Genomic DNA, 17,403 nt, shown 5'->3' with positions numbered 1-17,403 from the left:
TCAGGACTCCATCTGGCGGGTGCGGGGGTCGAGCACCGCGTAGGCGACGTCGGCCAGGATGTTCGCGACGAGGACGGTGAGCGTGATGACGAGGAAGAGCCCCTGCATGAGCGGGTAGTCCTTCGCCGTCGTGGCGTCGAGCAGGAGTTTGCCGACGCCCGGGTAGGAGAAGACCATCTCCATGACGATCGTGCCGCCGACGATGAAGCCGAGCGACAGGGCGAAGCTCGACAGCTGCGGCAGCATCGCGTTGCGTGCGGCGTAGTCCACGAGCACCCGCCGGGTCGGCAGTCCCTTCGCCTGGGCGACGGTCACGTAATCCTCGTCGAGGACGGTGACCATCATGTTGCGCATGCCGAGGATCCAGCCGCCCAGCGAGGCGAGCACGATCGTCGCCGCCGGGAGGAAGCCGTGCGCGATCACCTGCCCGAAGAAGTCGAGCGAGAACTCGGGCCTCGATCCCTTGCCGTAGGCGTGGGAGGCGGGGAACCAGCCGAGCAGGGTGGAGAACACCGCGATCGCGATGAGGCCCATCCAGAAGTACGGCACCGTCGAGAAGAAGGTGGACAGCGGGACGATGAAGTCCGCCTTGCTGCCGCGTCGCCATCCGATGAGGGCGCCGATGGACGTCCCGAGGACGAACGACAGGATCGTCGCGATCCCGACGAGACCAACGGTCCACGGGAGGGCGGCGGCGATCACGTCGGTGACGGGCGCGAGGCCCTTCGAGAAGGACCGTCCGAGGTCGCCTGAGAAGAGGAGCCGCCAGTAGTCGAGGTACTGCTCGAGCATCGACTTGTCGGCGTCGAGTCCGAACAGGGTGCGCAGTGAGTCCGCTGCCTCGGGGCTGATGCGGCCCTGGTTCTTCGCGATGTACGCCGAGACGGGGTCGCCCTTGAGCATCCGTGGCAGGAAGAAGTTGATCGTGATCGCGGCCCACGCGGTGAACGCGTAGAAGGCGGCGCGACGGAGGAAGAAGGTCATGCGATGGTCTCCGTTCCCGCGAAGTGGCGGTCGGGGTCGGGCGACGCGTTGCGGAGGGCGAGCGTGTACGGGTGTTGCGGGCGGAGGATCACGTCGTCGGCCGGGCCTCGCTCGACCACCTCGCCGTGGTGCAGGACCATGATCTCGTCGCTGAAGTGCCGCGCGGTCGCGAGGTCGTGCGTGATGTAGAGCACACCGAGTTGCGACTCGCGCTGCAGCTCGGCCAGGAGGTTGAGGACACCCAGCCGGATGGAGACGTCGAGCATCGAGACAGGCTCGTCGGCGATGAGGAGGGACGGACGCGACGCGAGCGCACGGGCGATGGCGACCCGCTGGCGCTGACCGCCGGACAGTTCGTGGGGCCGACGGTCGATCGTGCCGGCCGGATCGAGCTGCACGCGCTCGAGGAGGCGGTGCACCTCATCCTCGACCTCGGACTCGGGGACGACGTGGTCGAGGCGCAGCGGCCGCTCCAGGTGGTGACGGATCGTGTGGGACGGGTTCAGCGAGGCGAACGGGTCCTGGAAGACCATGCGGACCTGCTGGCGGTAGCGGCGGAGTGCACGACCACGACGCGGGATGGCCTTGCCGTCGAGCAGGATGTCGCCGCTCGTCGCCCGCTCCAACTGGGTGAGGATCTTCGCGATGGTCGACTTGCCACTGCCGGACTGTCCGACGAGGGCGAGCGTTTGGCCGGACCGCAGGGTGAAACTGACGTCGTCGAGCGCGAGCATGTGACCGGAGCCACGGACCCGGTAGCGCTTCGAGACGTGCGAGAACTCGAGGGTGGTCATGCGGTCACTCCTGCCTGGGTGGCCGACGTGGCCGCACTGGTCCCGCGGACGAAGTCGCCGCGCTCGCCGGTGAGGCTCGGGAAGGACGCGAGCAGCTTCCGCGTGTACGGGTCCTTCGCCTGTCGGTAGATGCGTTCCGCCGTGTCGATCTCGACGAGCCGGCCGGCACGCATGACGGCGATGCGGTCGGAGATCTCGAGGAGCAGCGGGAGGTCGTGGGTGATGAAGATGACCGAGAACCCGAACTCGGTGCGGAGCTCGGAGATCTGTTGGAGGATCTCGCGCTGCACGAGCACGTCGAGTGCGGTGGTCGGCTCGTCCATGATCATCAGCTGCGGTTTCAGGGCGAGCGCCATCGCGATCATGACCCGCTGGCGCATGCCGCCGGAGAGCTCGTGCGGGTAGGACTTCAGGCGGTCGCGGCCGACCCCGACGATGTCGAGCAGCTTGCCCGCCTCCTCGCGGCGTTCGGCGCGTGACATGCCCCGGCGGTGCGTGGTGAAGACGTCGTCGAGCTGCCGCCCGATCGAGGTGACCGGGTTGAGGGCGTTCATCGCACCCTGGAACACCATGGACGCCTTGTCCCAGCGGAACGCGCGCATCTCCTCCTCGCCCAGCCGGCCGAGGTCGATGTCCTCGCCGGACTCGTCGTGGAAGACGGCGGTGCCGCCCGTGATGACCGCCGGTGGTTTGAGAAGCCGTTGCAGGCCGTAGGCGAGGGTGGTCTTGCCGCAGCCGGACTCGCCGGCGAGGCCGAGGATCTCGCCGCGGCGGAGGGTGAGCGAGACGTCGCGCACGGCTTCGACGGGAGGTTCCACGTCGTAGGTGACGCTGAAGGAGGACACCGTCAGCAGGTCGTCGTTGGTCACTGTATGAGTCCGTTCTGTGCTGATGAGGAGCGGTGCCGAACCGTCAGCAGGTCGTCGTTGGTCACTGCATGAGTCCGTTCTGTGCTGATGAGCAGGGAGCGGGGCGAGCCGAAGCCCGCCCCGCATGGTGACGCCGTGCCTACTTCGCGGCCTTGAGCTGCGTGAGGATGTAGACCGCGGTCGGCTGCGTCGGGTCGGCGGGCGCGTAGGGGTCGTCCTCGCTCGGCCATCCGGTGTAGTTCCGCGTATTGTACGAACCGATGAACGGGCGCGTGCCGATCGGCATCGCCGGGACGTCGGAGACGAACAGCTTCTGCACGGTCTCGAGGGCGGCTGCCCGCGTCGCGTCATCCGTCGCGTTGGCGTAGGCGGCGAGCGCCGCGGTGGCCTCCGGGCTGTCGTACCGACCGAAGTTGAAGTCGGCCGCCTCACCCTCGGCGACGAGCCAGCGGCCGTCCATGATGTCGGAATACAGGTCGTACGGCGTCGCGCCGGTGTCGGTCCAGTGCAGGATCGCCTGGAAGTCGCCGTCCGACTTCGCCGCCCACCAGGTGTCCTGGTCGGGCGTGTCGACCGTGGCGGTGACGCCCAGCGTCTTGACCGAGTCGGCGATGAGGCTGATGCCGGTCACGTAGTCGTTCCAGCCCTGCGGCACCGACAGCGTGAAGGTGACGGCCTCGCCGGACGGGTCGGTGAGGACGTCGTCCTCCCAGGTGTAGCCGGCGTCGGTGAGGACCTGCTTCGCGGCCTTCGCGTCGACGGTGTAGTCCTCGCCCTCGAACTCGGAGGCGATGAACGCGTCGCCCGCCGGGGTCGGGAGACCGGTCACCGAGCTGAGCTCGGGGACGCCGCCCTCACGGGCGATCTGCTGGTGCTGCTCGCGGTCGATGACGAGGTTCACCGCCTGGCGGAACGCGGGGTCGTTGAACGGCTTCGTCTGCGTGTTCACGAACATCGCGTCGACGGCGAGACCGGCGGCCGCCCAGTAGACGTTGTGTTCCTTGTCCTTGTCGAGGTACGCGGACTGCACGTTCGGGATGAAGGCCTGCGCCCAGTCGGCGTCGCCGTTCGAGAGGGCGGTGGTGAGGGCCGTGTTGTCGTTGTACGACACGTAGTAGAGCGTCGGCACGGCCGGCTGCTCACCCCAGTAGTCGTCGCGGGCGGAGAGCTCGACGCTCTCGGTGCTGAAGCTCGTGAGCGTGTACGGACCGGTGCCGACGGGCTCCGGGTTCTCGAAGGTGGCGGGGTCGTCGACGGACTCCCACACGTGCTTCGGGACGATCTGCTTGAGGAGCACCTTGTCCTGCTTCACGAACATGGGGTTCGTGAACGACAGGGTGACGGTGTCGCCCTCGGTCGCGACCGTGGTGAGGCCGAGGGCCGAGTTGTCGAGCTCCGGATGGTCGATGAACTGCTGGAAGGTGAACGCGATGTCGTCGGCGCTGAACGCCTCGCCGTCGTTCCAGGTGACGCCCTCGCGAGCGGTCAGCGCGACGGAGGTGTAGTCGTCGGACCAGGCGATCTCGGAGGCGAGCCACGGCTTCACCTCGGCGCTCGGGTCGACGAGGTTGACGATCGCGAGCGGCTCCAGGATCGCGTTGATGTAGCCGAGCTTCATCGCGGACGAGTCGCCGACGTAGGGGTTGTTGGATTCGGTGGCGATCGAGCCGTCCGGCTTCGCGATCGTCAGGGCGGCGCCGCTCTCGGGTCCGTCGCTCGACCCGCCGCCACCGGTGCATCCGGTGAGCAGCAGGGCTGTGGCCGCGAACGCGGCCAGCAGTGGGGTTCTCAGCTTCATCGCTTTCTCCTCTTGGGTGTGCGCTGCGGCAGTGCGGCGCAAGTCGGGATTCGGTGATAACTTACTGACCATTCAGTAAGTTGGCAAGCGCGGTAGTGTCGGGCGCATCGAGGCCCCCGCGGAACGGACACCATGAGCACGGTGAAACGACAGAACACGGTGAAACGACCGGCCCAGCCACGCCCGGCGACCGTGGCGAGGCGAGCCGAGGTCGTCCGCTCGGCGCTCGACGTCTTCGGCGCCAAGGGGTACGCGAACGGAACCCTCATCGACATCGCCGAGCTCGTCGACATGACGCCGGCGGGCATCCTGCACCACTTCGGGTCGAAGGACCAGCTCCTCCTCGAGGTGCTCAGCTACCGCGACGCGACGGACGTGCAGGACCTCGACGACCAGCACATCCCCGGCGGTATCGACCTGTTCAAGCACCTGATCCGCACCGCAGCCGCGAACGCGCAGCGCGCCGGGATCGTGCAGGCGTTCGTCGTCCTGTCGGCGGAGTCGGTGACCGAGGACCACCCGGCCAGGCACTACTTCGACGACCGCTACCGGACCCTGCGGCGGGAGATCGCGGAGGCGTTCGAAGTGGTGTGCGCCGAGCGGGGCGTGGATGCGCCCGAGACGATCCACCGTGCGGCGGCGTCGATCCTGGCGGTCATGGACGGCCTGCAGGTGCAGTGGCTCATCGACCCTGCGGACGTCGACCTCGCCGAGACCAGCGAGTACGCGATCCGGGTCATCGTCGAGTCGGTGCTCGGGTCGGGCGCGCTGGACGACTGAGTCGCCCGGATCGGTCGGTTTTCCGGCTGATTTCGAGCACTTCTGGGCGACTCGGTGGGCTGAGCAGGATTCGAGAAGCGCCGTGGGGCTCGCAGGGCTACCGTGAGAGGCGGACCACAGCCCCGGGCGGAAGGACACCGACATGGCCGAGAAGCAGTCGAGCACGAAGAGCGGATTCAGCGCCGAGGAACGCGCGGCGATGAAGGAGCGCGCCAAGGAGCTGAAGGCGGCCGCGAGTCGCGAGGAGGCTCTGCAGGCCGTCGTCGAGGCGATCGCCGACATGGAGGACGCCGACCGCGCGATCGCCGAGCCGTTGCACGAGCTGATCATGGGTGGCGACTCCGGCCTCGCGGCCAAGACCTGGTACGGCATGCCCGCCTACGTCGGTGCCGACGGCAAGGCGGTCGTGTTCTTCCAGGCGGCGGCGAAGTTCAAGGCGCGCTACGCGACCATCGGGTTCAACGACTCCGCGAAGCTCGACGACGGCGACCTGTGGCCGACCGCGTTCGGGGTCACCGCGTGGAACGACGCCGTCGCGAAGCGCGTCGCGGACCTGCTCGCGCGGGCCGTCTGACGCCGTCCGGCCGCTGGGCCGGTCGCTCGTCGAGTGCCCTACTCCGGTCCCTGACCCTGCAGAAGGCCCCGCGGACCCGCGAATCGGGCACCCTTGCCCCGGTCCCTGAGCCTGTCGAAGGGCCCACGAGGGACCTCCTGCTCAGGTGATCCCGTCCCGGTCCCTGAGCCTGTCGAATGGCCCACGAGGGACCCTCCCGCTCCGGTGATCCCGTCCCGGTCCCTGAGCCTGTCGAAGGGCCCACGAGGGACCTCCCGCGCCGGTGATCTTCCCCCGGTCCCTGAGCCTGCCGAAGGGCACACGAGGAAACCTCGCCAATCCGGCGGACCCCTTCCGGTCCCTGAGCCTGTCGAAGGGCACACGGAGCACCTCACGAATCCGGCACCTTCCCCCGCTCCCTGAGCCTGTCGAAGGGCACACGAGCAACCTCCCGCGCCGGTGATCCTCTCCCGGTCCCTGAGCCTGTCGAAGGGCACACGAGCAACATCCACAACCAGCACAACTCGGCATCTGGAATGTCAGTGGTCCAAGGTGGACTGGTTCCATGACCGAGACCACCACCACCGCGATCCACGCGAGCGACGAGTACGCCGCGCGGCTGGCGGAGTTCTCGGATCACTACGCCGACATCCAGCGGCGGCGTGCGGCTCTGGACGGCGAGGAGGCCCGCCTCCTCGCCCGGTCCGCCGCCTATGCCGACGCCTTCGCAGACACGGTCGTCCCTGCCGAGTTCCCGCCTGCCGAGCGCCGCGCTCTGTCCCGCCGATCGACGTGTGCCGCGATGGCGATGGCGACCCGCACCTCTGAACGGACGGTTCAGCGGGCGACGAACGATGCCGAGGCGCTCGTGAACGACGCCCCGTCTGTCCTCGACGCTCTCGAGGCGGCGCGCATCTCGGCCCGGCACGCCAAGACGATCACCGACCAACTCTGCGATGTGCCCACCGAGGGGCGGGCCGCGTTCTTGGCCAAGGTGCTCCCGGTCGCGGAGCAGACCACTGATGCGGAGCTTCGGCGGCGCGCCCGGGTCCTCCGCGAACGCCTCCACCCGGACTCCATCACGACGCGCGCGAAGCGTTCCGAGGCGGACCGCCGCGTCGAGTTCGAACCCGCCGCCGACGGTATGGCGTGGGTGCACTTGTTCACCACGGCGCCGATCGCGCAGGGCATCATCGAGCGGATCGAGGCGGCAGCTGCCGAATCCCGCTCAGCAGGTGACACCCGCACCTGCGCCCAGCTCCAGGCGGACGCCCTCGCAACCCTCGCCCTCACCGGCGTCACACCCGACGACATCATGACCAGCCCGGTACTCCCGCACCCCATCGAGGTTCAGGACCACATCAAGCCCACCGTGCAGATCACCGTCCCCGCCCTGAGCATGGCCGGCGTCAGCGATGCCCCGGCAACGCTCGACGGCTACGGCCCGATCGACCCCGAGACCGCTGCACGTATCGCGGTCAACGCACCCAGCTTCACCCGCATCCTGGTCCAACCGGAAACCGGCGCGATCCTCTCCGTCGGACGGAACCAGTACCGGGTTCCGGCAGACCTCCAACGCGCCGTCCGCCTCAGAGACGGCACCTGTCGCGCACCGGGCTGCGGCAGACGCGCTCGGGCGTGCGACCTGGATCACTCGGTCGCGTGGGAGGACGGCGGGACGACGGATGTCGGCAATCTCGCCTGCTTGTGCCGGCATCACCACCGCATGAAGCATCTCCCCGGCTGGAACCTCGACCACGGGCCCGGCGGGGTGCTCGAGTGGACGACACCCGACGGAAAACACCACCGGACCGAACCGGATCCCGCGCCGTTCTGACCTCCACCGGTCCCTGAGCCTGTCGAAGGGTTACTCGTGGGCACTTCGACAAGCTCAGTGACCGGGAAAAGTGTGCCCGGAACGATGGGGCATCCTCGTGGGCACTTCGACAAGCTCAGTGACCGGAAGAGGTTCGCCCGGAACGACGAAGCGTCCTCGTGGGCACTTCAACAGGCTCAGTGACCGGCAGAAGTGTGCCCGAACCGTTTCGGTCCCTGAGCTTGTCGAAGGGCGGCCGAGCCGCGCCACCTCGGTCAACCGAAGAGGTTCACCCGGATGAACCCGGTCCCTGAGCCTGTCGAGGGGTCCTCCGTGGGCACTTCGACAAGCTCAGTGACCGGCAGAAGTGTGCCCGAACCATTTCGGTCCCTGAGCCTGTCGACGGGCAGCCGAGCCGCGACACCTCGACACACGGAAGAGGCACGCGCGGGTGACTTCCCTCACCGCCCAGGCAGAGCCAGCCCGGTCGGTCGCCCTGACACCGCGAGCAAGAGGTCGAGCGCCGATCCGCGGACCTCATCGCCCGCGCCCCAGCTCGTCCCGGCGTCCTCGGCGACGAGCCGGAGGCCCCGAGCGCGTTCCTTGCCGCCGCCCATCGAGACGCCGGTCCGGACCTGGTACTCCAACGCCACCAGGACCGCGGCTGTCGGGTAGTCCGCGCGGATGCCGAGCGGTCGACGGACGTCCTCGCCGTGCACGATGGCCTCGACGAGCCTGGTCGCGAGGTTCGCCGGCGGCGTGCGTGTCAGCTCGGTGACGTCCGCCAGGGCGCGGAGCGTCTCCTGCGGGTCGTTCCTCCGCTCCCGCTCGACCCCGCGTGCGTTGTCCAGGTCGAAATCGAACCGCGCCGCGATGAGCCGACGGGCGAATCCCAGCCGCGTCGTCTTCGCCGAGTCGACGAGATGGGCCACGACGTCGTGCACATCCCATCCCGTGCACAGCGACGGCGTCCCCCACTGCTCGTCCCCCAGCACCGACAGGTCCGCGACGAGCCGCCGACGCTCCTCGTGGACGAGCGGCCAGACGGTCCCTGGCGAGACCCTCATCCGCGCCGATCCACCCACCATCAGCGGTAGTGCTGCTCGCCCCGAGCGGCCTTCTCGACCACGTCGGCGATGCGCGCGGCCCTGATCGCGGGCGTCTTGATGTTGCTCAGGCGGAAGAAGACACGGAATCGGTCGGTGCGGCCGAGCGTCGCGAAGTACGCCGCCGCCTCGGGGTTCGCATCGAGCGCCACCTGCAGGTCGTCCGGTGCGACGGCGTCCTTCTGCCGGTACGCCACGTCCCACCGCCCGTCGGCCTTGGCGCGTTCGATCTCCGCGAGCCCACCGGGACGCATCCGCCCCTCCTCGATGAGGCGGGCGACGTGCTCCCGGTTGATCTGCGACCACGGGCTGCTCTTCCGCCGCGGGGTGAACGCCTGCAGCGTGTAATCGTCGTCGAACCGTTTGCTCTGACCGTCGATCCATCCGTAGCAGAGGGCGACGTCCAGTGCCTCCGACCAGGTGATCCCCGACGCCTTCGAGGTCTTCTTCCGCAGCTTCAACCGCACGCCCGCGTCGCTCGGCGCGCCAGCGAGGTAGGCCTCCCACTCATCGAGCGTGAGGTCCAGGATCGGTTTCTCCTCGAAGCTCGCCACGTGAGCGAGCGTAGCGCGCACGGGCGACGCAGCCCAGACCCTGGTGCCGTCCGGGCCCCGGTGCCGACCGGACCGCCACCCACGACTGGATAGGGTCGGAGCATGCTGATGAACGACGAGACGCTGTCGCGCGCCGCCGACACCCTGCGAGCCTGGGCCCTCGACGAGGACCTCAAAGCGCGAGTCCTCGCCCAACCGGAGGCCGCCGCCGTCGCCAAGCGGGCCGCCCTGCGATACATCGCCGGCGAGGACGCGGCCTCCGCCTTGCGGCTCCTCGAAGCGAACGCCGATCGTGGGCATCGCTGGAGCATCGAGCTCGTCGGCGAGTCCGTCCGCGACGCACGTGTCGCCGACGAACAGACCGCGGAGTTCATCGACCTTGCCCGCCGGATCAGCGAATCCGACCAGACCGCGACGATCTCGCTCGACCTCTCCCACATCGGTTCCGTCGTCTCGCCCGAGCTCGGCCTGCGCAACGGCCTGGCGCTCGCACAGGCGGCCCGGGACGCCGGGACCTCGCTCATGATCTCCGCCGAGGGTTCCGACCGCACGGACCTCGTGTTGTCGATCTTCGAGCAGATCGCCGACGCCTTCCCGGAGACCGGCGTCACCCTGCAGGCGCGACTGCACCGCACCCCCGCGGACCTCGACCGCGTGCTGGATCGGCCCGGGCCGATCCGCGTCGTCAAGGGCGCCTTCCTCGAATCGACCGAGGTGGCATACCCCCGCGACTCCGCACCGATGACCGCGGCCTACATCAGCATGGTCACGCGACTCGTTGGGTCGGGTCACCGGGTCAACGTCGCCACCCACGACGCGAACCTCGTCGCTGCACTCGAGGGCGCTCTCGGCGACGACCTCCGGCAGCCGCACGTCGAGTTCGAGATGCTCCAGGGACTCGGCACCGAACTGCTCGACGACCTCCGCCGCCGCGGGTTCGCGACGCGCGAGTACCTCGTCTACGGACCCGAGTGGTGGCTCTACGTCCTCAACCGGATCGCCGAGCACCCCGAGCGGGTCATCGAGGCGATCGCGGACATCGGCCCGATCGCGCTCCTCGCCTGATCAGCCGAGCGGGTCGGACTCCAAGCGGTGGAAGTTGCGGTTCTGGTAGACGAGCGCCGGCGCGTCCGTGCCGGGCGGGACGACCTCCAGCACCTCGGCGATGACGAGCATCGAGCTGCCGGCCGGGACCGTCTGCACGATCCGGCAGCGCAGTGCCGCACGGGCACTCGGCAGGTAGGGCTCGCCGGTCGCGAGTCGCTCCCACTGCTGTTCCGGAGTGAAGCGCGGCTCCCCCGTCTTGGCGAACGCCTTCGCGACCTCCAGGTGGTGGTCGGCCAGGAGGTGGACGACGACCGTCCCCGCACTCAACAGTCCGCCCGCGGACCCCGTCGCCCGCGTGACCGAGAACGACAGCATCGGCGGGTCGACGGCCACCGACGCGACCGATGACGCCGTCAGCCCGACGTCTCCCCGATCGGTCGAGGCACTGATCAGCGCGACGCCCGCCGGGTGGTCACGGAACGCCGTCTTGAACCCGTCGACGGTCGCTGCGCGGGCGAGGGCATCGGGATCAGCGGACGGCGTGGTGGGAATGGTCATGCTTCAACCGTAGAACCTCAATCGGTCTTGAGGTCAACTCAAGGCGCGGCGATCTCCGACTACTCGAACATCTCCGCGAGGAGCTCGTGCGGGTCGCCGTCGACCCGGTGCTTCGAGCGGCCCTCGGGCCAGAACGTGACCCCGTCGTCATCCCAGCACGGGACGACGTGGAGATGGAGGTGGGGGACGCTCTGCCCGGCGTCGGCACCGGACGCACTCAGCACGACGACGCCGGTCGCACCGAGCGCCGCCCGCATCGCGCGTCCCACCCGCTGAGCGAGTGCGGTCGTCGCCTGCAGGGCACGCGGATCGGCGTCGAGCAGGCCGACGCTGTGCGCCCGCGGCACCACCAGGGTGTGGCCGGGCGCGAGCTCCGACTCGGGCAACGGCCGGAAGGCGACCGCCTCGTCCTCGCGCTCCACCCAGGTGATGTCGTCGGGCTCGTCACGCAGGATGCGGCAGAAGGTGCAGGTGTCGGGCATCGTCCCATTCTCGGGGCTCACCGCGGGCACGTCGATCACCTCAGGACACGCGGTCGCGCGCACCCCGGATCAGGCGCGGGCCGACGATCCACACCAGCCCGATGACGACGACCACGGCACCACCCGCCCACAGCCCGACCGCAGGTGATGCGACGAAGTCGAAGACGAACAGGACGATCCCCGCGAACAGCAGCGACGCCGCCCCGAGACACACCATGAGGATCCTGCTGGACAGCCGCACCAGCTGTGGTTTCTCCAGTCGTCCGAAGACGAGCCGGTGCATGATGACCGGTGCGAGCGCGAGGAGCGTCACCGTCACGGCCAGGACCACGAGGACGAGGTACAGCACATGGTCGAATCCACTGAGCTCGGTGAACCGCGGCTGGAACGGCAGCGTCAGCAGGAAGCCCGCGAGGATCTGCGTGCCCGTCTGCAGGACCCGGAACTCCTGCAGCAGCTCCGACCAGTTGCGGTCGGATCGCTCGTTCAGCGTCTCGTCGCGACCGTCCCCGGGCAGGGCGTCGGCCGGATCACTTGCGGCGGGCATGACCGGACACCGTCAGCGGGCGAGCTTGCGCGCCACCGCGACCACCGGCACGGCGACGACGAGGACCGACGCCGCCCGCGCGAACAACGATCGCTTCGGGAACTCGGCGCGCTTCCGATCTTCGGCCGTCGGCTCGGCCGCCTCGACCAGGTGGGTGCCGCCGGCGCCGCCCTCGGCGAGGTGGGCGAGTCGGCGCAGCGTCTCGATGTTGCGGATGTGCAGCCCGATGTCGAGGAGCCAGACCGGGATCAGCGCACCAGGGCCTGTGACGGCGTGCTCATGCAGGTGGACGATGCACCCGCGCTCGTGCGGCTCCACCTCGACCGCGACGCGGGCCTCACCGAGCGGCCACCCCTTCGGCTGGATGACGAACCGGTGCGGAGCATCCCACTGGAGCACGGTCGTCTCGTCGTTCAGCACCGCCGGCCAGACACCGAAAGAGTGGTGCAGCTTCCCGCCCACGTGCGGCCACCGGTCACCGACGTCGCGCATGCGGGACGCGCCGACCACCCACGCCGGGAAAAGCCAGCCGTCGGCGAGGACGGCGAAGACACGGTCGGGCGGGCAGTCGAGGATCCGAGTGGTGTGGGACACGGTGGTGTTCCTTTCGCTGGAGCAGGGACGAGGTCAGGAGGTCGGACGCGGTCGGTCGGGCGCGAGCGACGGCATGCGGTCGCGGCCGAAGACCGAGCGGAGGGCGCTGCGGGCGGCGTGCCAGCCGGCGAGACCGTGGACGCCAGGGCCGGGCGGAGTCGACGAGGAGCAGAGGAAGATCCCCGGTGTCGGTGTCCGCCACGGGTCGTTCGAGAGCACGGGACGCGCGACGAGCTGCGCGAAGCTCGCAGCGCCGGCCGCGATGTCGCCGAGCACGTAGTTCGGGTTGTACCGCGCCATGTCACGGGCGGTCATCGACGCCGACGTCAGGATCACGTCGCGGAACCCGGGGGCGAAGCGCTCGATCTGCCGGGTGATCGCCTCGGTCTGGTCGAGACCGGATCCGCTCGGCACGTGCGTGTACGCCCAGAGGACCTGCGCGTCACCAGGAGCGCGACCAGGATCGCCGACGTCGGGCTGCGAGACGAGGACGTAGGGCGACTCGCTGTGCCGACCACGGGCGACGTCGCGCTCGGCGGCGGCGATCTCCGGGCGGGTGCCGCCGAGGTGGAGCGTGCCGGCCCGGGCTAGTTCCGGGTTCGTCCACGGGACGGGACCCGAGAGCGCGAAGTCGACCTTGGCCACGCCGTCGCCGTACCGGAACCGGGAGAGACGACGAAGGTACGCGTCAGGCAGTCGGCTGCCCGCGATCTCGGCGAGCGCCTTCGGCGTCGTGTCGAACAGGACGGCGCGGGCGGACGGTAGCTCGTCGATGGATCGCACCTCGGTTCCGGTGACGATCTCACCACCGTGGGCCAGCAGGTCGGCCGCGAGCGCGTCGACGATCGCCTGGCTGCCACCGACGGGGATGGGCCAACCGCGGGCGTGCGCATACGCGCCGAGCGACAGGGCGGCGGCCGAGGTGGACAGGCTCGGCATCGGCCGGATGGAGTGGGCGGCGACACCGCTGAGCATGGCCGGAGCGGTCTCCTCGCGGAACCGGAGGTTCCAGGCGGGACTGCCCTGCTCGAGTGCGCGGAGGCCGAAGCGCGCGACCGTGACCGGGTGGCGCGGCACCTGCAGGAGCTTGCCGCCGGTGAACTGCGAGACGCGGTCGGCGTCGGCGGCCAGCGGTCCCATGAGCGAGCGCCAGGCGTCGCCGTCGCGTCCGAGGGCGTCGGCGGTGCGGTCGATGTCTCGGTAGGCGATCCCGGCCCGTCCACCGTCGAGCGGGTGGGCGTAGGAGATCTCCGGTACGACGAGGTCGATGCGGCGCTCGAGGCCGAAGGATCGGAAGAACCCGGACGCGAGCGCCATCGGGTGGACCGCGGAGCAGATGTCGTGGTGGAAGCCGGGCAACGTCAGCTCGGCGGTCCTGGCACCACCACCGATCGTGTCGCCCCGCTCGACCACCTGCACGTGCAGGCCGGCCCTGGCGAGGGTCACCGCGGCCGCGAGCCCGTTGGGGCCCGCGCCGACGACCACAGCGTCGAACTGCTCGCGCCGCGCCATCGTGCTCAGCGCCGCTTCGCCGCGCCGGCCACCAGGGCGACACCCGCTGCGAGGGTGCCGGCGGCGGTCGCGTACACGGCCCGCCGGTGGCGGATCGCCCAGGTCTGCGGGCTCCACGAGTGGGCCTTGTCGCTGAACACGCCACGAGCGCCGTGGTCACCGGGGGCGGGCGTGTAGACGTTGTCGGGCATGCGCGGGTCGTGCTTGTCCGGCGCGAGCTGGCCGGAGTATCCGGTCCTGGCGAGGAACCAGTCGAGGAATCCGCCGGCGAAGCGGTCGCCGAGGATCGTGCCGACGGTGGACTCCCCCACCCAGGTGCGTCGCCTCGGTCGGTCTGCGACGTCGGCGATGGCGGTCGCACCGACCTCGGGCTGGTAGATCGGCGGCACCGGCTGCGGGTGCTCGGGCAGCTGCGACTTCACCCAGCTGAACTGGATGGTGTTGAGCGCCGGCATGTCCACGGTCGAGAGCTTGACGTTGCTGCCGTCGTGGAGCAGTTCGGCGGTCACCGACTCCGTGAAGCCTCGGGCGCCGAACTTGGACCCGCAGTACGCGGCCTGCAGCGGGATGCCGCGGTGGGCGAGGGCGGAACCGACCTGGATCACGTGTCCACGATCGCGCGGCGTCATTCGCGAGAGGGCGGCCCTGGTGCCGTTGACGAAGCCGAAGAAGTTGACCGCCACGGCACGCTCGAAGTCCGCCGGTTCGGTCGTGAGGAAGTCCCCGAAGACGCCGACCATGGCGCAGTTCACCCACAGCTCGATCGGTCCGAGTTCCGCCTCGACCCGGTCCGCCGCCTGCTCGACGGCCTCCCGGTCGGCGACGTCCGTCGGCACCGCGAGAGCACGACGCCCGGCCTGCTCGACCTCGGCGATGGTCGCATCGAGTCCGTCCTCGCCACGCGCCAGCACCGCGACGTCCCAGCCGCGCTTCGCGAGTTCACGGACGGTCGCACGACCGAGCCCTGCGGTTCCGCCGGTGACGACGGCGACCCCGCGGCTCATCGCGCCGACCGATCGGTTGCTGCGGACCGGTGGGCGGAGGGGCGCGGAGAGGTTGTCGTCGTCAGAGGCATGACGCCACGTTAGGCGAATCCACCCCGCCAAGGCGGCCCCTTGCTTTCCCAGGCAGGACGGATCGCCACCCGGCGATCGCAGCGGGATAGCCGTACGATGAGCGGAGACCACCCTTGAGCCCGGAAGGAATGCGGACATGAGCGACACCTTCGCCATCGTGTACAGCGCACTCGACCGGGTCGACGAGGACGACCAGCTGGTGGAGCCGATCCTCCGGCTCATGCCCCTCAGCGGCGTCTCGATCGCGACGCTCGGCGACACCCTGAGCCCCGAGACGATCGCCGCGAGCGACGAGCAGATCGCGCTCATCGACGAGCTGCAGTTCGACCTCTCCGAGGGCCCCTGCTGGGACGCCGTCGGAAGCGGCCGCCCGGTGCTCGAGGAGGCCGTCAAGCGGAACGGCTACGACTCCTGGCCGTCGTTCACCGAGGCGATCCGCGACCACGCGGTCGGCTCCATCTTCGCCTTCCCCCTCCGCGTCGGGCCGCTCCAGGTGGGCGCGGTCGAGCTGTACGACACCGAGGAGCGCACGCTGGACGCGCAGGCGGTCGAGGACATGATGTCCCTCACTCGCCCGCTCAGCCGGTACGTGCTCCGACGCACCCTCGAACTCGCGAGCCTTCCCGACACGACGCAGCTGAAGCCCCACGCCCGACGACGGATCCATCAGGCGACCGGGTTCGTGATCGCGCAACTCGGCCTCACGCCCGACGACGCCCACCTGCTGATCCAAGCTCAGGCCTTCGCCCAGAACCGCTCGATGTCGGACGTCGCCGAGGACATCCTCGAACGTCGCACCGGCTACGTGCTGCGCGACGACACGATCGAAGACGAGCGATGAGCGCGCGCGGCGACGACGGGACCGGCTCCGAGCTCCGTCACTCGACCGCCCTCCTCGACGTGTTCGCGACGCTCGCCGACACCCTGGTGGACGAGTACGACGTCGTCGACCTGCTCCAGACCCTCGTCGACGCGACCGTGGACCTCCTCGACGTCCAGGCCTCGGGCATCCTCCTGGCCGACCCGAACGGTGATCTCGAACTGATCGCGTCGACGAGCGAGTCCGGGAAGCTCGTCGAACTTATCCAGCTGAGCGCGGACGAAGGCCCCTGCATCGACAGCTTCCGTGATGCGACGCCGGTGTCGATCCCCGAGATCGCCGCGGTCGCAGCCGACTGGCCGAGATTCGCCGAGGTCGCGGCGACCGCTGGGTTCCGTTCCGCTCATGCCTTCCCGCTGCGGCTCCGCCGGACGACCATCGGCACCCTCAACCTGTTCCGCACGACACCGGAAGCCCTCGACCGGTTCGAGTCGCGAGCCGCACAGGCGATGGCGGACGTCGCGACCATCGGCATCCTGCACGAGCGGACCCTCCGCGAGAGTGACGCGACCCGCGAGCAGCTGGAGTCCGCGCTGCAGTCCAGGGTCGTCATCGAGCAGGCGAAGGGCGTCGTCGCCTACACCGCCGCGATCTCGGTCGAAGAGGCCTTCGAGCGCATCCGGAAGCACGCTCGCGGCGGACGTCGTGCCCTGGCCGACGTCGCCCGCGACATCGTGGAGCGACGCCTCGAGCTCTGAGGCCCGGTCACCGGCCCCGGTCGACCTTCAGCGCGGCTTCCGCGCGAACACATAATGCACGACGCCACTCGGTGATGCGGTCACCTCGACCGTGAACCGCTCCTCGAGGCCTTCGAGCCCGTCCCAGAGCCGCACCCCACGACCGAGCAGGATCGGGACGACGACCACATGGAGATGGTCGACGAGGTCGGCCGCGAGGAACTGGCGGACCGTCGTCGGTCCTCCGCCGAGACGGACGTCGAGTCCGTCGGCGAGCGACGTCGCGAACGACAACGCGTCGACGGCGGACAGGTCACGGAAGAGGAACGTCGTCTCACCGACCACCAGGTCCGGGCGTTCATGGTGGGTCAGCACGACGACCGGCGTGTGGAACGGCGGCTCCTCGCCCCACCATCCCCGCCAACTCTCGTCCTCCCATGGTCCGAGCTGCGGACCGAACTTGCGCCGGCCCATGATCTCGACGCCGATGCGATCACCCGTGGCCGCGGCGAACGCGTCGTCGACCCCGCGCGTCCCCGCGCCGACCGCTTCGTCCTCGTGCCCGCTCATCGACACGAAGGTGCGGGTCGGGAAGAACCACTGCATGAGCCGGTGCTGGGCGTGGCCGAAGGGGGTCTCGAAGGACTGGCCCTCGCCCGTGGCGAACCCGTCGAGCGAGACGGCGAGATTGTGGACCCGGAGCGTCGTCATGGGCACACGCTAGTCCGAACATCCGGGCCCGTCGAGTAGCAGCTCGACGACGGAAAGGCAAGAGC

The 17,403-nt window shown here is 69.6% G+C and carries 19 protein-coding genes; 6 read left to right on the top strand and 13 right to left on the bottom strand.

All coding sequences use genetic code 11. From position 1 onward, the window contains the following. From IFU11_RS13320 to IFU11_RS13305, 4 genes are all read right to left on the bottom strand, one after another. Entirely contained in the window at positions 1-984 is a 984-nt protein-coding gene (locus IFU11_RS13320; protein ID WP_079704856.1) for an ABC transporter permease, read from the bottom strand. Then, positions 981-1,778, bottom strand: a complete 798-nt coding sequence (locus IFU11_RS13315; protein WP_086472952.1) for an ABC transporter ATP-binding protein — start codon at positions 1,776-1,778, stop codon at positions 981-983. Before IFU11_RS13315 ends, IFU11_RS13320 begins: the two co-directional genes overlap by 4 nt. Continuing rightward, positions 1,775-2,647 carry an ABC transporter ATP-binding protein gene (locus IFU11_RS13310; protein WP_371742784.1) on the bottom strand — a complete coding sequence of 291 codons (873 nt, stop codon included), beginning with the start codon at positions 2,645-2,647 and terminating at the stop codon, positions 1,775-1,777. The genes IFU11_RS13315 and IFU11_RS13310 overlap by 4 nt, the downstream gene beginning before the upstream one ends. Before the next feature lie 139 nt (positions 2,648-2,786). Then, positions 2,787-4,445 carry an ABC transporter substrate-binding protein gene (locus tag IFU11_RS13305; RefSeq protein ID WP_192019233.1) on the bottom strand — a complete coding sequence of 553 codons (1,659 nt, stop codon included), beginning with the start codon at positions 4,443-4,445 and terminating at the stop codon, positions 2,787-2,789. 132 nt (positions 4,446-4,577) lie between these two features. Here IFU11_RS13305 and IFU11_RS13300 point away from each other — a divergent pair, with 132 nt between their 5' ends. From IFU11_RS13300 to IFU11_RS13290, 3 genes are all read left to right on the top strand, one after another. Continuing rightward, positions 4,578-5,225, top strand: coding sequence for a TetR/AcrR family transcriptional regulator (locus tag IFU11_RS13300; RefSeq protein WP_192019232.1), 648 nt, complete (start codon positions 4,578-4,580; stop codon positions 5,223-5,225). Positions 5,226-5,367: 142 nt separating this feature from the next. After that, positions 5,368-5,799 (top strand): DUF1801 domain-containing protein, encoded by a 432-nt coding sequence (locus IFU11_RS13295; protein ID WP_191940329.1) that lies wholly within the window; start codon positions 5,368-5,370, stop codon positions 5,797-5,799. A 544-nt stretch (positions 5,800-6,343) separates the two neighbouring features. Beyond that, positions 6,344-7,615, top strand: coding sequence for an HNH endonuclease signature motif containing protein (locus IFU11_RS13290; protein WP_192019231.1), 1,272 nt, complete (start codon positions 6,344-6,346; stop codon positions 7,613-7,615). Between the two features lie 440 nt (positions 7,616-8,055). Here IFU11_RS13290 and IFU11_RS13285 read toward each other — a convergent pair whose 3' ends face one another. Both IFU11_RS13285 and IFU11_RS13280 read right to left on the bottom strand, forming a co-directional pair. After that, on the bottom strand, positions 8,056-8,661 hold the full coding sequence (locus IFU11_RS13285; RefSeq protein WP_192019230.1) for a maleylpyruvate isomerase family mycothiol-dependent enzyme: 606 nt from the start codon (positions 8,659-8,661) through the stop codon (positions 8,056-8,058). Between the two features lie 20 nt (positions 8,662-8,681). After that, complete coding sequence (locus tag IFU11_RS13280; protein ID WP_192019229.1) at positions 8,682-9,254, bottom strand: YdeI/OmpD-associated family protein; 573 nt, start codon at positions 9,252-9,254, stop codon at positions 8,682-8,684. Between the two features lie 102 nt (positions 9,255-9,356). Between IFU11_RS13280 and IFU11_RS13275 the strand changes: the two genes are divergently transcribed. Beyond that, on the top strand, positions 9,357-10,319 hold the full coding sequence (locus IFU11_RS13275) for a proline dehydrogenase family protein (RefSeq protein WP_199862298.1): 963 nt from the start codon (positions 9,357-9,359) through the stop codon (positions 10,317-10,319). Here the strand turns inward: IFU11_RS13275 and IFU11_RS13270 are convergent, their stop codons facing one another. Genes IFU11_RS13270 through IFU11_RS13245 form a run of 6 tightly spaced genes read right to left on the bottom strand, consistent with a single transcriptional unit; the run spans position 10,320 to position 14,998 of the window. After that, positions 10,320-10,859, bottom strand: a complete 540-nt coding sequence (locus IFU11_RS13270; RefSeq protein WP_137242488.1) for a flavin reductase family protein — start codon at positions 10,857-10,859, stop codon at positions 10,320-10,322. A gap of 59 nt (positions 10,860-10,918) precedes the next feature. Further along, positions 10,919-11,341 carry an HIT family protein gene (locus IFU11_RS13265; protein ID WP_192019228.1) on the bottom strand — a complete coding sequence of 141 codons (423 nt, stop codon included), beginning with the start codon at positions 11,339-11,341 and terminating at the stop codon, positions 10,919-10,921. Positions 11,342-11,381: 40 nt separating this feature from the next. Beyond that, positions 11,382-11,888: a DUF6328 family protein gene (locus tag IFU11_RS13260; protein WP_086472945.1), complete on the bottom strand. Its 507-nt coding sequence runs from the start codon at positions 11,886-11,888 to the stop codon at positions 11,382-11,384. 12 nt (positions 11,889-11,900) lie between these two features. Next, the gene (locus tag IFU11_RS13255) at positions 11,901-12,482 is read right to left on the bottom strand and encodes an SRPBCC family protein (protein WP_124768485.1); all 582 of its coding nucleotides are present in this window, start codon (positions 12,480-12,482) and stop codon (positions 11,901-11,903) included. 33 nt (positions 12,483-12,515) lie between these two features. Continuing rightward, the gene (locus IFU11_RS13250; protein ID WP_085512061.1) at positions 12,516-13,994 is read right to left on the bottom strand and encodes a phytoene desaturase family protein; all 1,479 of its coding nucleotides are present in this window, start codon (positions 13,992-13,994) and stop codon (positions 12,516-12,518) included. A gap of 5 nt (positions 13,995-13,999) precedes the next feature. Beyond that, the gene (locus IFU11_RS13245) at positions 14,000-14,998 is read right to left on the bottom strand and encodes an SDR family oxidoreductase (RefSeq protein WP_137242492.1); all 999 of its coding nucleotides are present in this window, start codon (positions 14,996-14,998) and stop codon (positions 14,000-14,002) included. Between the two features lie 208 nt (positions 14,999-15,206). Between IFU11_RS13245 and IFU11_RS13240 the strand changes: the two genes are divergently transcribed. Both IFU11_RS13240 and IFU11_RS13235 read left to right on the top strand, forming a co-directional pair. Continuing rightward, a complete protein-coding gene (locus IFU11_RS13240; protein ID WP_124768482.1) occupies positions 15,207-15,911 on the top strand; it encodes a GAF and ANTAR domain-containing protein in 705 nt (234 codons plus the stop codon). Continuing rightward, entirely contained in the window at positions 15,908-16,648 is a 741-nt protein-coding gene (locus IFU11_RS13235) for a GAF and ANTAR domain-containing protein (RefSeq protein WP_192019227.1), read from the top strand. The genes IFU11_RS13240 and IFU11_RS13235 overlap by 4 nt, the downstream gene beginning before the upstream one ends. 27 nt (positions 16,649-16,675) lie before the next feature. On the opposite strand, the gene IFU11_RS13230 is transcribed toward IFU11_RS13235, so the two are convergent. Continuing rightward, positions 16,676-17,338, bottom strand: coding sequence for a dihydrofolate reductase family protein (locus IFU11_RS13230; RefSeq protein ID WP_124768480.1), 663 nt, complete (start codon positions 17,336-17,338; stop codon positions 16,676-16,678). Positions 17,339-17,403: the final 65 nt, after the last annotated feature.

This window comes from Plantibacter sp. CFBP 8804, assembly GCF_014841225.1.
GTDB lineage: Bacteria > Actinomycetota > Actinomycetes > Actinomycetales > Microbacteriaceae > Plantibacter > Plantibacter auratus.
This window is presented reverse-complemented; position numbering and strand designations above follow the sequence as displayed.

Bases quoted from the DNA above. Each gene is read 5' to 3' on its own strand.
- IFU11_RS13320 (WP_079704856.1), bottom strand. From the start codon at position 984: ATGACCTTCTTCCTCCGTCGCGCCGCCTTCTACGCGTTCACCGCGTGG.
- IFU11_RS13315 (WP_086472952.1), bottom strand. From the start codon at position 1,778: ATGACCACCCTCGAGTTCTCGCACGTCTCGAAGCGCTACCGGGTCCGT.
- IFU11_RS13305 (WP_192019233.1), bottom strand. From the start codon at position 4,445: ATGAAGCTGAGAACCCCACTGCTGGCCGCGTTCGCGGCCACAGCCCTG.
- IFU11_RS13300 (WP_192019232.1), top strand. From the start codon at position 4,578: ATGAGCACGGTGAAACGACAGAACACGGTGAAACGACCGGCCCAGCCA.
- IFU11_RS13295 (WP_191940329.1), top strand. From the start codon at position 5,368: ATGGCCGAGAAGCAGTCGAGCACGAAGAGCGGATTCAGCGCCGAGGAA.
- IFU11_RS13290 (WP_192019231.1), top strand. From the start codon at position 6,344: ATGACCGAGACCACCACCACCGCGATCCACGCGAGCGACGAGTACGCC.
- IFU11_RS13285 (WP_192019230.1), bottom strand. From the start codon at position 8,661: ATGAGGGTCTCGCCAGGGACCGTCTGGCCGCTCGTCCACGAGGAGCGT.
- IFU11_RS13275 (WP_199862298.1), top strand. From the start codon at position 9,357: ATGCTGATGAACGACGAGACGCTGTCGCGCGCCGCCGACACCCTGCGA.
- IFU11_RS13270 (WP_137242488.1), bottom strand. From the start codon at position 10,859: ATGACCATTCCCACCACGCCGTCCGCTGATCCCGATGCCCTCGCCCGC.
- IFU11_RS13265 (WP_192019228.1), bottom strand. From the start codon at position 11,341: ATGCCCGACACCTGCACCTTCTGCCGCATCCTGCGTGACGAGCCCGAC.
- IFU11_RS13260 (WP_086472945.1), bottom strand. From the start codon at position 11,888: ATGCCCGCCGCAAGTGATCCGGCCGACGCCCTGCCCGGGGACGGTCGC.
- IFU11_RS13250 (WP_085512061.1), bottom strand. From the start codon at position 13,994: ATGGCGCGGCGCGAGCAGTTCGACGCTGTGGTCGTCGGCGCGGGCCCC.
- IFU11_RS13245 (WP_137242492.1), bottom strand. From the start codon at position 14,998: ATGAGCCGCGGGGTCGCCGTCGTCACCGGCGGAACCGCAGGGCTCGGT.
- IFU11_RS13240 (WP_124768482.1), top strand. From the start codon at position 15,207: ATGAGCGACACCTTCGCCATCGTGTACAGCGCACTCGACCGGGTCGAC.
- IFU11_RS13235 (WP_192019227.1), top strand. From the start codon at position 15,908: ATGAGCGCGCGCGGCGACGACGGGACCGGCTCCGAGCTCCGTCACTCG.
- IFU11_RS13230 (WP_124768480.1), bottom strand. From the start codon at position 17,338: ATGACGACGCTCCGGGTCCACAATCTCGCCGTCTCGCTCGACGGGTTC.